Source organism: Georgenia sp. M64 (assembly GCF_038049925.1).
Taxonomy (GTDB): Bacteria; Actinomycetota; Actinomycetes; order Actinomycetales; family Actinomycetaceae; genus Georgenia.
Map to the genome: position 1 here is coordinate 4,163,987 of NZ_CP145809.1, position 19,787 is coordinate 4,183,773.

General features: G+C 72.9%; 15 protein-coding genes. 7 read left to right on the forward strand and 8 right to left on the reverse strand.

Annotated elements, in window-relative coordinates; genetic code table 11:
* Positions 1-21: 21 nt before the first annotated feature.
* The 7 genes from AAEM63_RS18625 (at position 22) to AAEM63_RS18655 (ending at position 11,046) form a co-directional block, all read left to right on the forward strand.
* Positions 22-546, forward strand: coding sequence for an NUDIX hydrolase (locus AAEM63_RS18625; protein ID WP_341359691.1), 525 nt, complete (start codon positions 22-24; stop codon positions 544-546).
* Positions 543-2,948, forward strand: coding sequence for a DUF6049 family protein (locus AAEM63_RS18630; protein ID WP_341359692.1), 2,406 nt, complete (start codon positions 543-545; stop codon positions 2,946-2,948). Before AAEM63_RS18625 ends, AAEM63_RS18630 begins: the two co-directional genes overlap by 4 nt.
* A complete protein-coding gene (gene murJ, locus AAEM63_RS18635) occupies positions 2,945-6,979 on the forward strand; it encodes a murein biosynthesis integral membrane protein MurJ (RefSeq protein ID WP_341359693.1) in 4,035 nt (1,344 codons plus the stop codon). The genes AAEM63_RS18630 and murJ overlap by 4 nt, the downstream gene beginning before the upstream one ends.
* 75 nt (positions 6,980-7,054) lie before the next feature.
* Entirely contained in the window at positions 7,055-8,131 is a 1,077-nt protein-coding gene (trxB, locus tag AAEM63_RS18640) for a thioredoxin-disulfide reductase (protein WP_341359694.1), read from the forward strand.
* A 37-nt stretch (positions 8,132-8,168) separates the two neighbouring features.
* The gene (trxA, locus tag AAEM63_RS18645) at positions 8,169-8,495 is read left to right on the forward strand and encodes a thioredoxin (RefSeq protein ID WP_341359695.1); all 327 of its coding nucleotides are present in this window, start codon (positions 8,169-8,171) and stop codon (positions 8,493-8,495) included.
* A 195-nt stretch (positions 8,496-8,690) separates the two neighbouring features.
* Positions 8,691-10,055 (forward strand): PLP-dependent aminotransferase family protein, encoded by a 1,365-nt coding sequence (locus tag AAEM63_RS18650; protein ID WP_341359696.1) that lies wholly within the window; start codon positions 8,691-8,693, stop codon positions 10,053-10,055.
* 16 nt (positions 10,056-10,071) lie between these two features.
* Entirely contained in the window at positions 10,072-11,046 is a 975-nt protein-coding gene (locus tag AAEM63_RS18655) for a D-alanine--D-alanine ligase (protein ID WP_341359697.1), read from the forward strand.
* Between the two features lie 34 nt (positions 11,047-11,080).
* On the opposite strand, the gene AAEM63_RS18660 is transcribed toward AAEM63_RS18655, so the two are convergent.
* The 8 genes from AAEM63_RS18660 to rpmH all read right to left on the reverse strand — a co-directional run bounded on the left by AAEM63_RS18660 (position 11,081) and on the right by rpmH (position 19,569).
* A complete protein-coding gene (locus AAEM63_RS18660; protein WP_341359698.1) occupies positions 11,081-12,475 on the reverse strand; it encodes a ParB/RepB/Spo0J family partition protein in 1,395 nt (464 codons plus the stop codon).
* Positions 12,475-13,407, reverse strand: a complete 933-nt coding sequence (locus AAEM63_RS18665; RefSeq protein ID WP_341359699.1) for a ParA family protein — start codon at positions 13,405-13,407, stop codon at positions 12,475-12,477. Before AAEM63_RS18665 ends, AAEM63_RS18660 begins: the two co-directional genes overlap by 1 nt.
* 2,772 nt (positions 13,408-16,179) lie before the next feature.
* Positions 16,180-16,815, reverse strand: coding sequence for a 16S rRNA (guanine(527)-N(7))-methyltransferase RsmG (gene rsmG, locus AAEM63_RS18670; protein ID WP_341359700.1), 636 nt, complete (start codon positions 16,813-16,815; stop codon positions 16,180-16,182).
* A 10-nt stretch (positions 16,816-16,825) separates the two neighbouring features.
* Positions 16,826-17,353: a R3H domain-containing nucleic acid-binding protein gene (locus AAEM63_RS18675; protein ID WP_341359701.1), complete on the reverse strand. Its 528-nt coding sequence runs from the start codon at positions 17,351-17,353 to the stop codon at positions 16,826-16,828.
* 61 nt (positions 17,354-17,414) lie between these two features.
* Complete coding sequence (gene yidC, locus AAEM63_RS18680; RefSeq protein WP_341359702.1) at positions 17,415-18,614, reverse strand: membrane protein insertase YidC; 1,200 nt, start codon at positions 18,612-18,614, stop codon at positions 17,415-17,417.
* Between the two features lie 13 nt (positions 18,615-18,627).
* Positions 18,628-19,035, reverse strand: coding sequence for a membrane protein insertion efficiency factor YidD (yidD, locus tag AAEM63_RS18685; RefSeq protein WP_341359703.1), 408 nt, complete (start codon positions 19,033-19,035; stop codon positions 18,628-18,630).
* Complete coding sequence (gene rnpA / locus AAEM63_RS18690; RefSeq protein ID WP_341359704.1) at positions 19,032-19,424, reverse strand: ribonuclease P protein component; 393 nt, start codon at positions 19,422-19,424, stop codon at positions 19,032-19,034. The genes yidD and rnpA overlap by 4 nt, the downstream gene beginning before the upstream one ends.
* A 7-nt stretch (positions 19,425-19,431) precedes the next feature.
* Positions 19,432-19,569: a 50S ribosomal protein L34 gene (rpmH, locus tag AAEM63_RS18695; protein ID WP_096382907.1), complete on the reverse strand. Its 138-nt coding sequence runs from the start codon at positions 19,567-19,569 to the stop codon at positions 19,432-19,434.
* Positions 19,570-19,787 lie beyond the last annotated feature (218 nt).

The following is a 19,787-nucleotide window of genomic DNA, read 5'->3' on the forward strand; positions in this document are numbered from 1 at the left end:
GTGCCATTTACAGTGGACTGCATGCCAACCGCCTTCCCCGTGCCGCGACCTCAGGTCCCGCGGCAGCCCCGGAACCGGTTGGTGGCCGCGCGCTCGAGCGCGCTGCCGGTGGTCGACGAGACCTCCGCGGGAGGTCTGGTCGTCGACGTCGTCGAGGGCCGGGCGTTCACGGCGGTCATCGCGCGACGCAACCGCGCGGGCCGCCTCGAGTGGTGCCTGCCCAAGGGGCACCTCGAGGGCGCGGAGACCCCCGCCGAGGCCGCCGTGCGCGAGATCGCCGAGGAGACCGGCATCGCCGGGCGGGTGCTGCGCCACCTCGCGACCATCGACTACTGGTTCGCCGGCACCGACCGCCGCGTGCACAAGGTGGTCCACCACTTCCTGCTGGAGGCCACCGGCGGCTTCCTCACCATCGAGAACGATCCCGACCACGAGGCCGAGGACGTCGCCTGGGTCGGCCTCGAGGAGGTTGCCGCCCGGCTGGCGTACCCCAACGAGCGCCGGGTGGTCGCCACCGCGCGGGACGTGCTGGCCGGCCGCGCATGAACCCACGACGGGCGTGGGCCGGGGCGGCCCTCGCCGCCGGGGCCGCCCTCCTGACCCCCGCCGTGCTGCCCGCCGCCGCCGCGCCCGCCGCCGCCGCGCCCGCCGCCGCGTGGACGGCGGGCGACGCCGTGGCCCGGCCGGCCGCACCCCGGCCGACGGCGGTGGAGGGTGACGTCGCCGCCGACCTCGAGGTCGAGATCACCGACGTCGCCCCCGCGGTCCTCCGCCCGGACGAACCGCTGCGGGTGACGGGCACCATCGTCAACGACACCGCCGAGGACGTCACCGCCCCGGTCGTGCGGCTCCGGGTGCAGCGCAGCACCCCGGTCTCGCGCTCGGCGCTCGAGCGCTGGCTGGAGCCCGGCACGCTCTCGAGCACGGTGGTCGTCGCCCGCGAGGAGCTCCCTGCCGAGCTTCCCGCCGGCGCCACCGCCACCTTCTCCCTCGAGGTCGAGCCGGGGGCGCTGCCGCTCTTCGCGAGCTACACCTCGTGGGGGCCGCGGGGCATCGAGGCGAGCGTGCACGACGCGTCGGGCACCACCTCGCTGGAGGGCGCCGACCGGTCGTACCTGCTGTGGGAGCCGGACCTCGACCTCACCGCGATGCCCGTCGGGCTGCTGGTCCCGGTGGTCCCGACCGCCGAGGAGCTCCGTGAGGCCCGCGCCCAGCACACGGAGGCTGCCACCGCGGCCACACCCCGCCTCCTCGAGGTGCTCGCCGCGGTCGACCAGCCGGGCGTCACCCTGGCCGTGGACGGGATGCTCCTCGCCGAGCCGGGTACGGGCCCCCAGGAGGACGACGGAGCCACCGGCGACGACGCGGGCACCACCGCACCCGGCGAGGGGGACGCCACCCCGGGCGGTCCGGTCGTCCCCGACCCGACGGCGGACGACGCGACGGGGGGCCCGGACGACGCCGAGAGCACCGGCGCGACCGACGACGCGGCCGACGAACCCACCGACGGACCGACCGGCGAACCCACCGGCGAACCCACCGGCAACGCCACCGGCAACGCCACCGACGAACCTGCCGACGAACCCACCGACGACCCGACGGACGCCCCCGCCCCCCGCGAGGAGGGCGGCGGACTCGTCGAGGCGCTCGCCCTGCGCTCGACGACCGCGGGGAGCGAGGTCACCGTCCTGCCGTGGTCCGACGCCGACGTCGCCGCCCTCGCCCACGCCGGCCGTCCCGACCTGCTCACCCGCGCCCTGGACCGCTCGCAGGCCGCTGCGGAGGACGCCGGGCTCACCCCGGGCACGGACCTGTCCTGGCCGGTCTCCGTCGACCAGGTGACCGCCGCCCGTGCCACCGCCAACGGGGCGGGCGCCCTCGTCGTCCCGGACTCGGCCGTGCCGGCGTCGACCGAGCTGACCTTCACGCCCTCGGGCCGGACGGACCTCGATATCGCCGCGGACGCGACCCTGCCGGCCCTCGTGGTCGACGAGCGGCTCTCCGCCGTCCTCGTCGGCGCCCTGCCCGGTGCGGGCGCCGACGACGAGGCGCTCGACCTCACCGCGCTCGACGCCCGCCAGCTCCTGCTCGCCGAGACCGCCGTCATCGCCCGCGAGCGCCCCAACGACCCGCGCGCGGTCGTCATGGCGCTCCCGCGCGACGTGGGCGCGGGCACGGACCTCGACCTCCTCGCCGACGCCCTCGACGCGCTGGCGGACGCCCCGTGGGTCGAGCCCGCCACGGCCGGCGACCTCACCGCCCTGCCGGCCGCGCCGACCTCGCGCCAGGCCCTGCCCGAGGAGACCGTCGCCGCGAGCGAGGTCGACCCCGGCCTCCTCGCCGCGGCGGACGCCGTCGCCGCGGACGCCGCCACGTTCGCGGCGATCACCCCGGAGCCGGACGTCATCACCACGCCGGTGGTCGACGCCCTCGCCCCCGTCGTCTCCACCGCCTGGCGGGAGGACCCGGCCGGCCGCGAGTCACTCGTCGCCGGCGTCGCCGCCGTGGTCGCGGGGCTGGACGGCCAGGTGGTGGCGCTGCCGTCCTCCACGCTGAACCTCATCAACTCCTCCGCCCAGATCCCGGTGAACGTGCGCAACGACCTCGGCGTCGACGTCACCGTCCGGGTCCTCCTCGAGCCGGGCGACCAGCGGCTGCAAGCCCCCGAGCCCGTCCCGCTCGTCGTGCCGGCTGGCTCCCAGGCGACCGCCCAGGTGCAGGTGCGCGCCGTCGGCAGCGGCGACGTGCGCGCCGCCATCACCCTCCTCGGCCCGGACGGCGCCGAGGTGGGCACCGCCGCCGACCTGCAGGTCCGGGTGCGGGCCGACTGGGAGAACGTCGGGACGGCGGTCGTCGCCGGGCTGCTCGGCGTCATGCTCGTCGTCGGGCTCGTCCGCACCGTGCGCCGCGGGCCCCGGACGCCCCCGGTCGTGGAGGAGGACTCGTGAGCCCCGGCCGCAAGGGCGTCGCGGGGTCCTCCGCGGTGATGTTCGCCGGCACGCTGGTCTCGCGACTGCTCGGCATGGTCAAGAGCCCGGTGCTGCTCGGTGCGGTCATCGGCCTCAACACCGGCGCCGCCAACGCGTTCTCGGTGTCCAACAAGCTCCCCAACCTCATCTACATGCTCATCGCCGGCGGGGTGCTCAACGCGATCCTCGTCCCGCAGATCGTCCGCGCCGTCAAGGAGGACGACGACGGCGGCCAGGTGTACGTCAACCGTCTGCTCACCCTGGGGATCGTCGTGCTCGGCGCGGTCGCCACCGTCCTCACCCTCGCCTCCCCGCTGCTCGTGCGGCTCTACGCCTCGGGCCTGCCTCCCGAGTGGTTCGACCTCGCGGTGACGTTCGGGTACTGGTGCATCCCGCAGCTGTTCTTCTACGGCCTCTACACGCTGCTGGGGCAGGTCCTCAACGCCCGGGGGATCTTCGGGCCGTACATGTGGGCGCCGGTGCTCAACAACGTCGTCGCCATCGCCGGGCTCGTCCTGTACCTGCTGGTCTTCGGCGGCGTCTCGGCGCTCGACCCGGCGGATCCCAGCGTGTGGACCACCAACCGGACGGCGCTGCTGGCGGGGACCGCGTCCCTGGGCATCGTCGCGCAGGCCCTCGTCCTGCTCGTGCCGCTACGGCGGGCGGGCTTCCGGTTCCGCCCCACCTGGGGGCTGCGTGGATCGGGGCTGGGCCGCGCCGGCCGGGTGGCGACGTGGGTGTTCGCGGCCCTGGCGGTCAACCAGGCCGCGTACGTCGTCGTCTCCAACGCGGCCGCCCGCGCCTCCCGGCTGGGCGGGGGTGCGCTGGACGTGCCCGGCAACGCCGGCTACGACGCCGCCTTCCTCGTCTACACCCTCCCGACGTCGCTCGTCGTCGTCTCCCTCGTGACCGCCCTGTTCACCCGCATGTCCGAGGGGGCGGCCGCCGGGGACCTGGCCAGGGTCCGCGCCGACCTCTCCGTCGGGCTGCGCACCGTCGGGGTCTTCACGGTCCTGGCGGCCGGGGCGATCATGGTCCTCGCGCTGCCGGTCGTGCGGGTGATCTCGCCCGCGGTCACCTACCCCGAGGTGCAGTCGATCGCGCGGGTCGTCGTCGCGATGGTCGCCGGGCTGGTCGCGGTGGGGGTCTTCACGGTGGCGCAGCGGGTCTACTACGCCTTCGAGGACGCCCGCGCCCTGTTCCGCCTCCAGCTCCCCATGGTCGCCGTCCTGGCGGCGGGCGCCGCGGCGTCCATGCTCCTGCCCCCGCGGTGGACGGTGGTCGGCATCGGCGTGGCGATGGCCCTGTCGAACTGGACCGGTGCGGTCCTCACCTACCTGGGGCTGCGGCGGCACCTGCGCACCGTCGACGGCGGACGGGTCCTGCGCACCCACGTGCGGCTGGTCCTCGCGGCCGGGCCCGCGAGCCTCGTCGGGTGGGGCCTGCTCCACCTGACCGGGACGTCCTCCGCCGAGCTGAGCGTGTGGGGTGCGCTGTGGCGGGTGGCGGTGGTCGGGTCGGTCATGGTGGCGGTCTACGTGGCCCTGCTGCGGGCCCTGCACGTGGACGAGCTCGCGACCCTCGCCCGTCCCCTCGGCCGCGCGGTGACCGCCGCGGGGCGGCGCCTGCCCGGCCCGCTCGGGCGCGGGGTCGTGCGGGTGGGGCAGGCGGTGACGCCCCCGGCCGGAGCGGCCGCGCCCCTCGGGCGGCCCGGCCCGGAGGACACGCACGACCGGCCCGACGACGACAGACCCGACCACGACGGACCCGGTCGAGGGTCCGGGCCCGGCCCGGGTGACGGGCCCGGCACCGGCCCCGACGGCGGGCCGGCCGGGGTCACCGGCCCGCCGCCCCCGCCCCTCGGCGCGCCGCCGCCACCCGTGGCCGCCGACCCGGCCTTGCGTACACTCGGGCACGACCGACGCGCCGGCACGGACGCGCATGACCCAGGAGGAGCGGCGCTGGACGTGGGCACTGAGCAGACGACCGGGACCGCCCGGCCCCTGGTGCTGGGCGGACGTTACGAGCTCAGCAGGTCTCTCCCCGCGGACGCCGCCGGCACCGAGCGGTGGCGGGCGCGCGACACCATCCTCCAGCGCGACGTCGAGGCACTCGTCCTGACCACGGCGATGCCGGAGGTCCTGGACGCCGCGCGGCGCGCGTCCCTCGTCGACGACCACCGGCTCGCCCATGTCCTCGACGTCGGGGGCTTCTACGTGGTCACCGACGTCGTGTCGGGCCCCGACCTCGGCGAGCTCGCCGGCCGCGCGCCCCTACCGGCGGCGCAGGCCCGCGCGATCGTGGGCGAGTGCGCCAGCGCGCTGGAGACCGCCCGCCGGCACGGCGTCCGGCACCTCGCCCTCGGCCCGGGCAGCGTCCACGTCACCCCCGACGGGCAGGTCCTCGTGACCGGGCTGGGGACCGACGCCGCCCTGCGCGGCTCCGCGGACCCCGACGCCGACCCGCTGGCCGCCGACCGCCGCGACGCCGGCGACCTCGTCCGGCTCCTCTACCTCGCCCTGACCGGCACGTGGCCGACGGGTGAGGGGGTCCGCCCGCCGCGTGAGCTGCGCCCCGACGTCCCCGCCGAGCTCGACGACCTCTGCGTCCGGACCCTCCTCGAGGGGGCCGGCCCCCGCAGCACCGGTGAGCTCATCCGGGAGCTGGCCCCCTGGCGCGACGTGGACCCCGCGGCGCTGCGCCCGGCCCCGGCGGTGCCCGCCTTCACGCCCGTGCGTGGGACGGCCGCCGTCTTCGCCGACCCGGAGGACGAGTCCGCCGAGGACCCCCAGGACGCGTCCGCCGCCCCGCGGGCCCCGGTCGGCCCGGGCTCACCGACCCCGACCACCCCGACCCCGGCGACCACCCCGACCCGGCCGGCCACCGCGCCCGCCTCGGCCACTCCACCGCCACCGCCGCCTCCGCCACCGCCCGCGCACGACGAGGCGCCCCAGGGTGGGATCGTCACCGCCCCACGCAGATCGATCTCCTGGTCGCCGCGGCGCCCGGGCACCACGGCGGCCCCCGGCTTCACCGACATCGTCGGCGGCGAGGACGGAGACGGGGACGCACCCCACCCGGCACGTCACAGCCGGATGACCGGCGCGCTCGTCGGCCTCGGCGTCGTCGCCGGCTCGGCGGCCCGTGCCGCCGCCGCGACCGTGGCCGAGCAGGGGCGCCGCGCCGCCGACACCACCCGCAGGGGCGCGTCGACCGCCGGTGCGAGGCTGGGGCCCCTGGCCACGCAGGCCCGCACCGGTCTCGGGACGGCCGTCACGACGGGCCGTGACCGGGTGGCCGCCCGGGCGGGCGCGCGGACGGACCCCGCAGAGCGCTACAGCGACGTCGACGGCCCCGAGGTCCCGTTCACGGACCGCCGCATCAACCCCACGCCCGTCGTCCTGGTCGCCATCGCCGCGCTCGTCCTGGTCCTGTTCCTCCTCTCGGTGCGCACCCTGCTGGCACCGCCCGAGGAGGTCACCATCCCCGACGTCGGCCCCGCCGCGACCGCCCAGGCGACCCCGGAGGCGACGGCCGCGCCCGAGCCCACCACGGAGGCACCACCCACCGAGCCGCCGGCCGCCACCCCGGTCATCACCTCGCTGGCCCCGCTGGACCCCCAGGGCGACGGCGCCGAGAACCCGGAGCTGACCCCTCGCGCCACCGACGGGGACCCCGCGACGTTCTGGCGCTCGCGCTCCTACGTCAACCCCGAGTACGGCATGAAGGAGGGCATCGGGCTGGCCGTGACCCTCCAGGGCAACGCCACGGTGAGCCGGGTGGAGATCGACCTGCGCGGCACCGGCGGACTGGTGCAGATCCGCGCGACGGACCCCAGCACCCCGACCGAGGGGGAGGTCCTGGCCGAGGGGGAGATGGGCCCGGGGTCGGTGTTCACCTTTGCCGAGCCGGTCGAGACCGACACGCTCGTGCTGTGGTTCCCACGCCTGCCGGTGGCCGAGTCCGACGGCCGGAACCGGATCGAGCTCGGCGAGCTGCGGGTCGGGTGACCCAGGGGCCCGGAAGAACTCGGGCCTACGATCTGTTGCAGACAACGGACCATCGTCGAGACAAACCGAGGACTCATGACTTCGAACGCCTTCTCCTCCGCCCTGGGCGCCCTCTCCGGGCTGGTCACGGGCACCGAGACCGCGGCCGAGAACGGCCACCGCACCGACGAGGTGCGCGACGTCATCATCGTCGGCTCGGGCCCGGCCGGGTACACGGCCGCCGTCTACGCCGCCCGCGCCAACCTGCGTCCCCTCGTGTTCGCCGGCTCCGTCACCGCCGGCGGTGCCCTGATGAACACGACCGAGGTCGAGAACTTCCCCGGCTTCCCCGAGGGCATCCTCGGCCCGCAGCTCATGGAGAACATGCAGGCCCAGGCCGAGCGGTTCGGCGCCGAGGTCCGCTACGAGGACGTCGTCTCGGTGGACCTCACGGGCGAGACGAAGACCGTGACCACCGACGACGGCGAGACGTTCGCCGCACGGGCGGTCGTCCTCGCGAACGGCTCCGAGTACAAGGAGATCGGCCTGCCCGCGGAGAAGACCCTCTCCGGCAAGGGCGTGTCCTACTGCGCCACGTGCGACGGGTTCTTCTTCCGCGACCAGCACATCGTCGTCGTCGGCGGCGGTGACTCGGCGATGGAGGAGGCGACCTTCCTCACGCGCTTCGCCGCCAGGGTGACGGTCGTCCACCGCCGCGACGAGCTGCGCGCCTCGAAGATCATGGCCGAGCGGGCGCTGAGCAACGACAAGATCGAGTTCGCCTGGAACTCCGTCGTCTCCGCCATCCACGGCGAGGACAAGGTCACCGGGGTCACCCTCACCGACACCGTCACCGGGCAGACCCGTGAGCTCGACGCCACCGGCGTCTTCGTGGCCATCGGGCACGCCCCGCGGACCGGCATCCTCACCGGTCAGGTGGACCTCGACGACTCCGGCTACATCAAGGTCGACTCCCCGACGACGCTGACGAACATCCCCGGCGTCTTCGCGTGCGGCGACGCCGTCGACCACACCTACCGCCAGGCGATCACCGCCGCGGGCACCGGCTGCTCCGCCGCCCTGGACGCCGAGCGCTACCTCGCCGTCCTGGACGAGGCGGGCGAGCCCGCGACCGACGCCTCGCAGACCCCGCAGGGCGACGTCCTCGTCTGACCATCGCCACCCCACCACCGAACGACCAGGAGAGCCCGTGAGCAACGTCACCGCCGTCACCGACGCCACCTTCGACGCGGAGGTGCTGCAGTCGGACAAGCCCGTCCTGGTGGACTTCTGGGCCACCTGGTGCGCCCCGTGCCGCCAGATGGAGCCCATCGTCGACGAGCTCGCCGCGCAGCACGGCGAGAAGATGAAGTTCGCCAAGCTCGACGCCGACTCCAACCCCGCCACCGTGGGGAAGTACGGGATCGTCTCGATCCCGACGTTCAACGTCTACCAGGGCGGCGAGCTCGTGAAGTCGATCGTCGGTGGGCAGCCCAAGAACCGCTTCGCCGCCCAGCTCGCCGAGTTCCTCGACTGAGCGCCGGCACGCCGGGTCGCCCCTAGACACCCGGGCGCCTGCGACCACCCGCGCGCCCTGGGGCCGCCGCGCCACAGGGCCCGACGCGCCGCCGTCCCGCCCGGCGAGGCGGCGGGGCGTCCGGCCCGCGGGCGGTGGCAGACTGCACGGGTCGACCGCGGCACGCGCGGCGTCACCGATGCGAGGGGAACCACGATGAGCGCTCAGGGTGCGCAGGCAGGGCAGGGCAGGCACGGCAGGGGCGACGCCGCCGCTGCCGCCGCCGCCCGCGCCGGCACCCGCCTGGACCCCTGGTTCGCCAGCTACGCCGAGCGCGCGCACGGCATGCGCGCCTCCGAGGTGCGCTCGCTCTTCGCCGTCGCCAACCGGCCCGAGGTGGTCTCCCTGGCCGGGGGGATGCCCAACATCGACGGTCTGCCGCTGGACTTCCTCGCCGAGATGACCGCGAAGCTCCTCCGGGAGCGCGGGGCCCGGGCCCTGCAGTACGGCGGCGGCCAGGGCGAGGAGGAGCTCCGCGAGCAGATCGTGGAGGTCATGCGCTACGACCACGTCCACGCCCACCCCGACGACGTCGTCGTCACCACGGGCTCCCAGCAGGCGCTCGACCTCGTCACCGAGATCTTCGTCGACCCGGGTGACGTCGTCGTCGCCGAGGCGCCGAGCTACGTGGGGGCCCTCGGCGTCTTCCGTGCCTACCAGGCCGACGTGGTCCACGTGCCCATGGACGACGACGGCCTGGTGCCCGAGGAGCTCGAGCGCACCCTCACCGAGCTCGAGCGGGCCGGCCGCCGGGTGAAGTTCCTCTACACGGTGCCGAACTTCCACAACCCCGCCGGGGTGAGCCTCTCCCTCGAGCGCCGCCCCCAGATCGTCGAGATCTGCCGCCGGCACCACGTCCTGGTCCTCGAGGACAACCCGTACGGCCTCCTCGGCTTCGACGCCGACCCGCTGCCGTCGCTCAAGAGCTTCGACTCCGACGCGGTGGTCTACCTCGGCTCGTTCTCCAAGACCTTCGCCCCGGGCTACCGGGTCGGGTGGGCGCTCGCCCCGCACGCGGTCCGCGAGAAGCTGGTGCTGGCGAGCGAGTCCGCGATCCTCTCGCCCACGATGATGGGTCAGCTCTCCATCGCCACCTACCTCACCACCTACGACTGGTACGGGCAGGTCAAGCAGTACCGGTCCATGTACCGCGAGCGTCGCGACGCCATGCTCGGGGCGCTGGCCGAGCACCTCCCGGAGACACGCTGGACCGTGCCGACCGGCGGCTTCTACACGTGGGTGACGCTGCCGGACGGTCTCGACGCCCAGGCCATGCTTCCCCGCGCCGTCACCAACCTCGTCGCCTACGTCTCGGGCACGGCGTTCTACGCCGACGGCCAGGGCCGGGACCACATGCGCCTGTCGTTCTGCTACCCGACGCCCGAGCGGATCCGTGAGGGGGTGCGCCGGCTCTCGACGGTCATCCACGCCGAGAGCGAGCTCGTGGACATGTTCGGCACCCACCCGCACGCCCGCCGAGACGACGACGGCGTGGAGACGCCGTCGCCGGACCAGATCTGACGACCAGAGGAGAGCGATGTCTGAGCACACGGACGAGCCCGGCGGCGCGGCAGGCGGCCCGCTGACCGTCGCCATCCTCGCGGGCGGCCTCTCGCACGAGCGGGACGTCTCCCTGCGCTCGGGACGGCGGGTCGCCGGCGTGCTGCGCGACCAGGGCGTGCACGTGGAGGTCCTCGACGTCGACTCGTCGCTGATCCCCACCCTGGAGGCCATGCGGCCGGACGTCGTGTGGCCGCTCGTGCACGGCTCCACGGGCGAGGACGGCTCGCTCCAGGACCTCCTGGGTCTGCTGGGCGTGCCGTTCGTGGGCACCGACGCCACCGGGTGCCGGCGCGCGTCGCTCAAGCCGGTCGCGAAGTCGCTCCTCGCCGCCGTGGGGGTCGCCACGCCCGTGCACGTGGCGCTGCCCCAGGCGCTCTTCCGTGAGGTGGGGGCCCAGCGGGTCCTGGCCGCCGTCGTCGCCCGGCTCGGCCTGCCCCTGGTGGTCAAGCCGGCCGGCGGCGGCTCCGCGCTCGGGGTCACGGTGGTCACCGACGCCCGCGAGCTGCCCGAGGCCATGGTCGACTGCTTCGCCTACGGCGACGTCGCCCTCATCGAGCGGGCGGTCTCCGGCACCGAGGTCGCCGTCTCGGTGGTCGACACCGGTGACGGCCCGCGGGCGCTCCCGCCGGTCGAGATCGTCACCGAGGGCCCCTACGACTACGACGCCCGGTACAACGCCGGCCGGAGCGAGTACTTCGTGCCCGCACGGCTCGACGACGCCGGGGCGGCCGCCGTCGCCGACCTCGCGGTCACCGTGCACACGACGCTGGGTCTGCGTCACCTCTCGCGGACGGACATGATCCTCGACGACGCAGGGACGGCCTGGTTCCTCGACGCCAACGTCGCCCCGGGCATGACCGAGACGTCGCTCTTCCCGCAGGCGACCCAGGCTGCCGGGCACCCCGAGGAGCTGTACCTCGCGATCGTCCGCGCCGCCCTCGCGGGCTGACCACCCCGCGCGTCCCGGGCTTGCCTGAGTGGGCTCAGTCCTGGTTCGCCACGAGCTGGGCCTCGCCGGGAGCGAGGACCTCGAGGATCCTGTTGAGGTCCTCGACGCTGGCGAACTCGATGGCGATCCGGCCCTTGCGCTGCCCGAGGTTGACCTTGACCCGGGTGTCGAGCCGGTCCGCCAACCGGGTGGCGAGGCGGTTGAGCGCCTCGGTGTGCTCCCCGGCCCGGGGACGGCGCCGCATCTCCGGTGCCACCGGCTCGTCACCGAGGGCGACGATCTCCTCCGTGGCGCGCACGCTGAGACCCTCGGCGACGATCTTCTGCGCCAGCCGTTCCATGGCGCCACCGTCGGAGAGTCCCAGGAGCGCCCGGGCGTGCCCCGCCGACAGCACCCCCGCGGCCACCCGGCGCTGCACGAGCGGGGGGAGCTTGAGCAGTCGGAGGGTGTTCGAGATCTGCGGGCGGGACCGTGCGATCCGCGCCGCCAGCTCGTCGTGGGTGCACCCGAAGTCCTCGAGCAGGGCCTGGTAGGCGGCCGCCTCCTCGAGCGGGTTGAGCTGGGCCCGGTGGAGGTTCTCGAGCAGCGCGTCGCGGAGCAGGTCGCCGTCGCCGGTGTCCCGGATGACTGCGGGGACGGTGTCGTTGCCCGCCAGCCGGGACGCGCGCCAGCGCCGCTCACCCATGATGAGCTCGTACCGGACGTCCTCGCCGTCGACCGGCTCACGCAGGGGCCGGACGACGATCGGCTGGAGGACCCCGACCTCGCGGATGGACGCCGCCAGCTCCTCGAGCTCCTCCTCGTCGAAGACCTGACGCGGCTGCCGGGCGTTACGCACGACCTGGTCGACGGGGATCTCCGCGAAGGTCGCGCCGGGAACCGGCACGAGGCCGTCGAGCTCCTCCTCGGCGGCCTCGGCAGAGGTGACCGTCTCCGCGCTGGCTGGACTTTGCTGCCCTGCCCCCAGATCCGGGGATATGGCGCCGGCCGTGTCGGTGCTCTCTCCCGTGTGGTCGCCCGACCCGGCGACCGGGATCTCCGCGGTCTCGACGCTGGTTGCCCCGGTGATCTCCTGTCCGGCGCCCGCGCCGCGCTGCGGAGCCGACCGTCGGGGCGTGCCCTCGGGCGGCACGCTCGACGACGCGGCCCGGCTGGCGTTCTTGCTTCCGGGACCGCTGGGGTCGGCCGGCGTCTTGCGCCGGGTCGAGCTCTTGGCCTTCGACCGTGCCGACGGCGCCATGAGCGCCCGCGCCGCGGTCTGCGCGGCGGAGGGACCGGCCGACGGAGCCGGAGAGTCCCCGACCTCCTCGCCGGAGCCCGCGGTGGCCGGGAAGAAGACGTCGACCGGCCGAGGGTTCACCGTCGGAGCAGGTCCCGTCGGGATGAGGGCGCCGATTCCTCGGCCCAGCCCCCTGCGCTTCTCCGACATCAGTTCTCCTTCTCGACGACGGCGGACGCCATCTGGCTGTTGGTGGGGGTTGAGCCTCGCTGGGCGATCTCCTGGGCGGCCTCGAGGTAGGCCAGGGCACCGCTGGACCCGCGGTCGTAGGTCAGGACGGTCTGCCCGTAGCTGGGCGCCTCGGAGATGCGCACGGAACGCGGGATGGAGGCCTCGAGGGTCTCCGCCGGAAAGTGCTCGCGGACCTCGGAGGCGACCTCGTGTGCGAGGTTCGTGCGCTTGTCGAACATCGTCAGGAGGATCGTCGACACGTGTAGGTCGGGGTTGAGGTGGCCACGGATGAGCTCGATGTTCTTGAGGAGCTGGCTGAGTCCCTCGAGCGCGTAGTACTCGCACTGGATGGGGATGAGCACCTCCCGGGCTGCGACGAATGCGTTGATCGTGAGCAGACCCAGGCTCGGGGGGCAGTCGATGAGGACGTAGTCGATGCGATCGTCGCCGCTCTCTCGGCCCAGATAGCCCTGGATCGCGTTCCGGAGCCGGTTCTCTCGCGCCACCATCGAGACGAGCTCGATCTCCGCGCCTGAGAGGTCGATCGTCGCCGGAGCCACGAGGAGCCCCGGGATGTCCTGGCACTCCTGGATCACCTCCTCCATCGGGACGTCGTCGATGACCACGTCGTAGATGGAGGCGACTCCCGCGTGATGGTCGATCCCCAGGGCGGTGGACGCGTTGCCCTGCGGGTCGTTGTCGATCACGAGGACGTTGAGGCCACCCGTCGCGAGGGCGGCCGCGATGTTCACCGTGGTCGTGGTCTTGCCGACGCCGCCCTTCTGGTTCGCGACGGTGAGGATCCGCGTCTCCGCCGGCCGGGGGAAGGTCACGCCCTGCAGCTTGATGCGTCGACGCGCGTCCTCGGCGAGCTGCGCTGCCAGGGGGGTGGTCTCGTCGGCATCCGGCACGGAACGGAGGAGTGCGCTCCTGCGCCGGTCGTCACCGCTCTGACCTGCGATGATGCCGTCAGGTAGGCCTGACTTGTGCTGCTGAGGCACAGCGCCCCCTCCAGTGTGTGACGTGGGTCGGGCCCCATCGTAACCGCGACGAACGCATCTCCTCGGACCCCGTCGGCGCGTCGTGTTTCACGTGAAACGTCCAGCCGCGACGCCTGTTCCTGCATCGTTCGGGCTCTGGGGCTGAGCTGGGAGCGAGACGACGGTGATCGGGTGAGCCGTCCGTTGACTCGCCAAGATCATGGACGCGAACGCTCTCAGCCGTCCTCACCGCCGCCAGGCCGCACTGCCGCATCGGGATGCCCGCCGTTTCACGTGAAACGGCGTTCCTTGGACAAGGTCGAGGCACGATTCCTTGCACTGTGATGGTGTTCCACGTGAAACGCCCCGCGGTCCAACCCGCGCGGGATGCTCAGTCCCGGTTTCCGCGGGCGCCGGGCCGTCGGGCACTGTGTGGTTTCCGCTGACCAGCAGGCGGGCGGCACGCATCGCAGGGACGGACACGGGTTTCCTTCATGTGTGAAGAACTCGTGAGGCCAGTTGACGTGCGCCGGCATTGTTGCGCCATGTCGCGCGGACGGGATAGTCGTTTCACGTGAAACGACTGTCGCAAGAGTCGGAATGCGCGCCAAGGAGATACCTGTGGTGGAATCCCCGGGGGTGATGCGACATCGATCGACGCTCACCCGCGGGCCGCGACGCATTGCAGGGACGGCCCCACGGTCCGAAGCCTCCAGCGCGACGGAGATGTGCATCTGAGCGCTACCACTCATCCATGAGACGGGTTCTGTGGCGAAGCCTCTGTGGCCGGAGGGGGGCCAGCGGTCCTACGTCGTCCGACCACCGCAGGGCACGCGCTAGGGCGCCCAGGGGGCCCAAGGGGGTAGGGCCCACCCGGGCACCATTGTTCGACCATCGCGCCCTCGACCTCGGCGGTGGTTTCACGTGAAACGCTCCTGCGAGCCGCGTCCGCATGCCTCGGGGCCGTACGCCAGCCCCGACATCGCCCTGCTCCGCGTCGACCTTCCTCGTGAGCCCATCGGAAGAAGACGCCTGATTGCGCCGGACCAGCAATCGAACCGTCGCCGAGGACGACCGCGCCACATCGTCGGATTCGTATCCTCGCAGGAAAGCCACTCACGTTTCACGTGGAACATTCCCGCTCTCGTGCGGGTCGGCCACTCGACACCGAGGGTCGCGTCTGCGGATCGGTCCAACCCGCGTGCAGAACCACCTCGAGGTGGACCTCCCCGCTGACGCACCAGCGGGGAAGGGCGCACCGAGCGTCGCCATCGACCCGTCCGGCTCGACACCGCCGCGTGAAGATGGCGGTCCGACCTCAGCTCGCCGGTGTTGCTGCTGGCGCATCGGTCGACCTTGCCACCCATTCTCGCCATCTGCGTCGTGCCGGATGGACGGGCCGACCGATAGGCCCGCCCCACCTCTTCTTCGAGCGCAGTCCCCGCTGCCACCATCACCAGGCTCCCGGTGCACGACGTCGCCGCCGCCACCATTGCACGCCCCCGATGCACCCGGCGTCGCGGCAACGCCTCGGCCCCCATGTCAACGTGTTCCACGTGAAACCACCGTCCCTTTCATGCGGGCCACCCGGCCAGTCGCAGGATGGGCGACCGGCGCGAGAAGGCACGACCGTTCCGCCGTCGGTCAACGGTCACGACCCGTCAGGCCAGGATGGTGATCTGGTAGCGCTTCTCAACCGCGGTCCCCCTTTCGGCATCGGCGTGCGGGCACCCAAGTCACCGGGCGCTCGAATCACCCGGTACGGTGCCGTCGCACCCCGTTCCACGTAAACGTGCTGTGGCCCGCAGACCAGGAGCGCCTCACCCCCTGCTGGGCAGGCCCGCGACCGGTTCCACTGGAACGGCGCCACGAGCGTGGCCGAAGTGCACCACATCAACGGCGAACGGAACTGCAGAGCGCATCGCGGACACTGTCGCGCCCGTCCACGAGCGTCGACCCGACGTCCGCCCCTTGACGGCAGAGCCGTCTCGTACCGCGCGGGGCGCGTCCCGGCTGACCGGGCGAGGCGGTCTCCTCACGCGGCGTGGCTCGCCCCAAGGTCGTGGTTTCACGTGAAACCCGACCGCACGTCGCGGGTCGCCGGCCGAGGTACGCGACCAGGTAGCCCGACCGTCTGCGCCGGGAACGATGGCACCCACACGGCTGGCGTACGCTCCTACAGCTGGTCCCGACGCCCCTGGCGCTTGCGTTCGACGGGACTGACAGGTTTCAAGCGGCCAGTCCGTGACGGGGTTTGTCGCCGTCGTCGCCCGTGGGCCGCGTGACGGCCCTGCAATGCCCCGGAACGAATCCTCTGGTCGGACATGCCCCGGCACTCAGGATGCGGCCGAAAAGGCAGCTGCCACTACGCATCAGTCGCGCCGGCACGATCACAACTAGAGCAGCACTGCACAGCGGAGTCTCGCGGCGCACCTTCACTCGAATGCCGGAACCTCGATGGCCGGCACATGTTCAACGAGCGTCACGCGCCGGCTGCGCGTTTCACGTGAAACCGTGCCGCGTCGACCGGTTGCTGCACCGCTCTGCGGGGCAAGCGTGCAACCCACGGACTGGTCAGGGCTGGCGCACATGGCCGCCGCTTCTCGATTCGCCCACGAGCTCGCCCGCCTCGAGCGAGTCCTCCGCCGCGTCGGTCCTGCCGCAGCACCAGGCACACGACAAGGTGCAGAGTGAGAGTCATTCTCAACTACGCTTGGTGATCCGCACCACCGTTGCGGACGTGTCGAGCGGTAGACCGGTCACGGCGTCGACCCGAGTCGAGCTCGCCCCCAGCTTGCGAAGGACGTACTTCGCCTCGCTGACCTCCTCCTCGGCACGCCTGCCCTTGAGTGCGACAAGCTCGCCGCCCGGCCGTACCAGCGGCATCGCCCACCGCGCCAGCTTGTCGAGCGCAGCGACCGCTCGAGCCGTCACCACGTCGAAGGTCTGACGACCGTGGAGCTCCTCCGCCCTGGCGTGATGGATCCCCACGTTGTCGAGGCCGACCTCCTCAGCGACGTCGCTCAGCCACGCGACCCGCCGTTCCATGGGTTCGATGAGGTGCACCGTGGTGTCCGGCCGCATGATGGCCAGGACGACGCCCGGGAACCCGGCTCCGCTGCCGACGTCGGCCACGTCGGCGTCGCTCGGGACGAACGGGGAGATGGCCGCGGAGTTCACCAGGTGCCGCGACCACAGTCGCGGCACCTCCCGCGGGCCGATGAGTCCGCGGAGCTCACCCTCGGCGACGAGCATCTGGGCGAGGTGCTCCATCGGCGCCCATGCGAGCCCGAAGAACTCCCGCAGCTCGTCGGTCGCCTCCTCGGCCTGCTCCGACATGCGCGGGCGCTCAGGCGGGACGGATGACGACGTACCGGTTGGGCTCGACGCCCTCGGAGTCGCTGACCAGGCCGGCGGCGGCGACCACGTCGTGGATCACCTTGCGCTCGAACGGGTTCATCGCGGGCAGCGACACCCGCTCGCCCGACGCCCGGACTCTCGCCACCGCATCGTTACCGACCGCGGTGAGCTCGGCCTTACGGGCCTTGCGGTACCCGGCGATGTCGAGCATCAGCCGGCTCCGCTCACCGGTCTTGGCCTGCACGGCCAGACGGGTCAGCTCCTGCAGCGCGTCGAGCACGTCACCGTCGTCACCCACGAGGCGCTTCAGCCACCGGCCGCCGTCCTCCTCGGAGACGATGTCGACCGCCGCACGCCCGTGGTCGACGTCGATGTCGATGTCGCCGTCGAGGTCGGCGATGTCGAGAAGCTCCTCGAGGTAGTCCGCGGCGACCTCGCCCTCGTCCTCGAGCCTCTTGATCGTCTCGGGTGCTGCGCCCCGCTGCGGGGTCACGTCCTCGCTCACGCTGGTCCTCATCTCGGTTGCGGGTCCGTCGTCGCGGACCGGGATCTGGGAAGTCGGGCCGTCGGGCGGCGCTCTACTTCTTCCTGCCGGGGTTGTGCCCCTTCTTGGCCTGGGCCTGCCGCTTCGCGGCGGCGGCGCGGCGCTGGGCGGCGCGCTCCTCGTACCGCTTCTGCGCGCGCTCGGCAGCGGTGAGCCCGTCCTTGCCCCGGACCTCTCCGTCGTCCTCGGGCGGCGCAGCCGTCTCGCTGATCTGGTCCTCGGGCGCAGACTCCTCGGACTCGCCACTCGCGGGCGCCGCACCGGCGCCACCGCCCGGCCCGGTCCTCTTCGCCCGGTCCTTGCGCTTGGGCTGGACGCGCTGGCCCGGCGTCGGCTCCGGCTCGACCGTCGTCGCGGTCTCCTCCTCCGGCGGGAGGCCCTTCTTCGCGCGCTTGCGTGCCTTGCGCTCCTCCAGCGCCTTGTACGCCTCCGAGCCCGGTGCCGGCTGACGCCGGATCGTGTAGTACTGCTGGCCCATCGACCACAGGTTCGAGACGGTCCAGTAGATGAGGACACCGATCGGGAAGTTCACACCCGAGAAGGCAAAGACCAGCGGCAGGATGTAGAGCAGGAGCTTCTGCTGCCGAGCCATCGGGTTGCTCGGGTCGAGCGCCGACGCCGGCATGTTCTTCATCGTCAGCTGCTTCTGCGTGATGAACGTCGTCGCGGACATGGCGACGATGAGAAGCACCGTGACGATCTTGACCGTCGTGAGGTCGGACGAGAGGAAGGTCTCCGAGATGGGCGCACCCAGCAGCATCGAGCTCTCCGCCTGAGCGGCGAGCTCGAGCGAGAGCGGACCGATGGGGTCCATCTCCCCCCGCGAGATGGGCCCGAGGCTGTTGAGCACCCGGAAGAGCGCGAAGAAGATGGGCATCTGCAGCAGCAGCGGCAGGCACGAGGAGAACGGGTTGGTCCCGTGCTTCCGGTAGAGCGCCATCATCTCTTCCTGCATCTTCTGGCGAGACGCAGGGTCGGTCTTGTTCTTGTACTTCTTCTGCAGGGCCTGCATCTCGGGCTGGACGATCTGAAGCCCGCGAGACGCCTTGATCTGCTTGAAGAACAGCGGGATGAGCAGGACCCGGATGACGATCGTCAGGCCGACGATGGACAGGATCCAGGCCCACCCCGAGCCACCCGCCATCCCCAGGAGCACGAGAAGGTCGTGCACCCGAACCATGATCCACGCGACGGCGTACATGATCGGGGACAGGATGGTGTCGAAAAAGCCCATGGTGCCCGAACTCCTAGTGGTCCTTCGGCGCGGCGGACCGCGCCCCCCGTGTGTCTGGTCCGAGGGTACGTGGTTTTCCTGCGTCGGACGGCCCGCGGCCGCCCTCTCCTGCTGTCCGGTCGTTGCGCCACCGGCCCCGGGGCGGGACGTGGTCGACCCCGCCGAGCGTCCACGGGTTGCAGCGCAGCACCCGCCACGCCCCGAGTGCGCTGCCCTTGAGCACGCCGTGCCGGCGAAGCGCCGTCAACGCGTAGGCCGAGCACGAGGGGTAGTAGCGGCACGAGGGCGGCAACCACGGCGAGACCACCGCCTGGTAGCCGCGCACCAGCGCGATGACGAGCCAGGTCAGCGGGTTCCGCGGCTCGTCCTGGGCGGGGTCCTCGCGGACCGGGTGGTCGTGGCTGCGGTCGGCGCCGCTCACGGGGCCCCTCCGCCCCGACGTCGCTGCTTGCGCCGCGCGGAACCGAAGGCGAGGTCGAGGTCCCGGGCGAGCTCCTCGCTCGTGGCCGACGCCGAGGGGGCCAGCGCCCGGACGACCACTCGGCTGCCCGGCTGAAGCTCTGTCGTCCGGTCCCGCAGCAGCGCGCGCAGGCGCCGCTTCACACGGTTGCGCACGACCGCACCCCCGACCGCTTTGGGCACGACAAAGCCGACGAGCGCCGCACCCGTGGTGCGGTCGCCCGTCGGCCCGTTGTCGGTGCCGCCCTCGCTCAGGTGCAGGACGAGGAGGCTGGTACCGCCGCGCACACCTCTGCGCACCGCGTCGGAGAAGTCCTCCGCTCGACGCATCCGGTGCCGGGGCGGCAGCACCGAGATCTCAGGCGGAGAGCTCGGAACGCCCCTTGCGGCGACGTGCCGCGAGGATCGCGCGCCCGGCGCGGGTCCGCATGCGCAGACGGAAGCCGTGCACCTTGGCCCGGCGCCGGTTGTTCGGCTGGAAAGTCCGCTTGCTCACGGCAGTACTCCAAAACGGTCGGTGTAGATCAACAAGGGCCCCGCCACGTCCTGGCAGTGCTCGGCGGCCCGTCCCGACCTCCGACGTCCCCTCGCGAGGGCACACGTCAGCGACAGTCAGGACGACCAACCCACGGTACGTGAGCACGTCCGGCACGGTCAATCCGGGCCGGGCGCCACCTGCGTCACACCCGTCCTCCCCACCCCTGCCCACAGCTG

What these genes read in the sequence shown, in the direction of transcription:
- AAEM63_RS18625 (WP_341359691.1), top strand. Translation starts at nt 22, where the DNA reads ATGCCAACCGCCTTCCCCGTGCCGCGACCTCAGGTCCCGCGGCAGCCC.
- AAEM63_RS18630 (WP_341359692.1), top strand. Translation starts at nt 543, where the DNA reads ATGAACCCACGACGGGCGTGGGCCGGGGCGGCCCTCGCCGCCGGGGCC.
- trxB (WP_341359694.1), top strand. Translation starts at nt 7,055, where the DNA reads ATGACTTCGAACGCCTTCTCCTCCGCCCTGGGCGCCCTCTCCGGGCTG.
- AAEM63_RS18650 (WP_341359696.1), top strand. Translation starts at nt 8,691, where the DNA reads ATGAGCGCTCAGGGTGCGCAGGCAGGGCAGGGCAGGCACGGCAGGGGC.
- AAEM63_RS18655 (WP_341359697.1), top strand. Translation starts at nt 10,072, where the DNA reads ATGTCTGAGCACACGGACGAGCCCGGCGGCGCGGCAGGCGGCCCGCTG.
- AAEM63_RS18660 (WP_341359698.1), bottom strand. Translation starts at nt 12,475, where the DNA reads ATGTCGGAGAAGCGCAGGGGGCTGGGCCGAGGAATCGGCGCCCTCATC.
- rsmG (WP_341359700.1), bottom strand. Translation starts at nt 16,815, where the DNA reads ATGTCGGAGCAGGCCGAGGAGGCGACCGACGAGCTGCGGGAGTTCTTC.
- AAEM63_RS18675 (WP_341359701.1), bottom strand. Translation starts at nt 17,353, where the DNA reads ATGAGGACCAGCGTGAGCGAGGACGTGACCCCGCAGCGGGGCGCAGCA.
- yidC (WP_341359702.1), bottom strand. Translation starts at nt 18,614, where the DNA reads ATGGGCTTTTTCGACACCATCCTGTCCCCGATCATGTACGCCGTCGCG.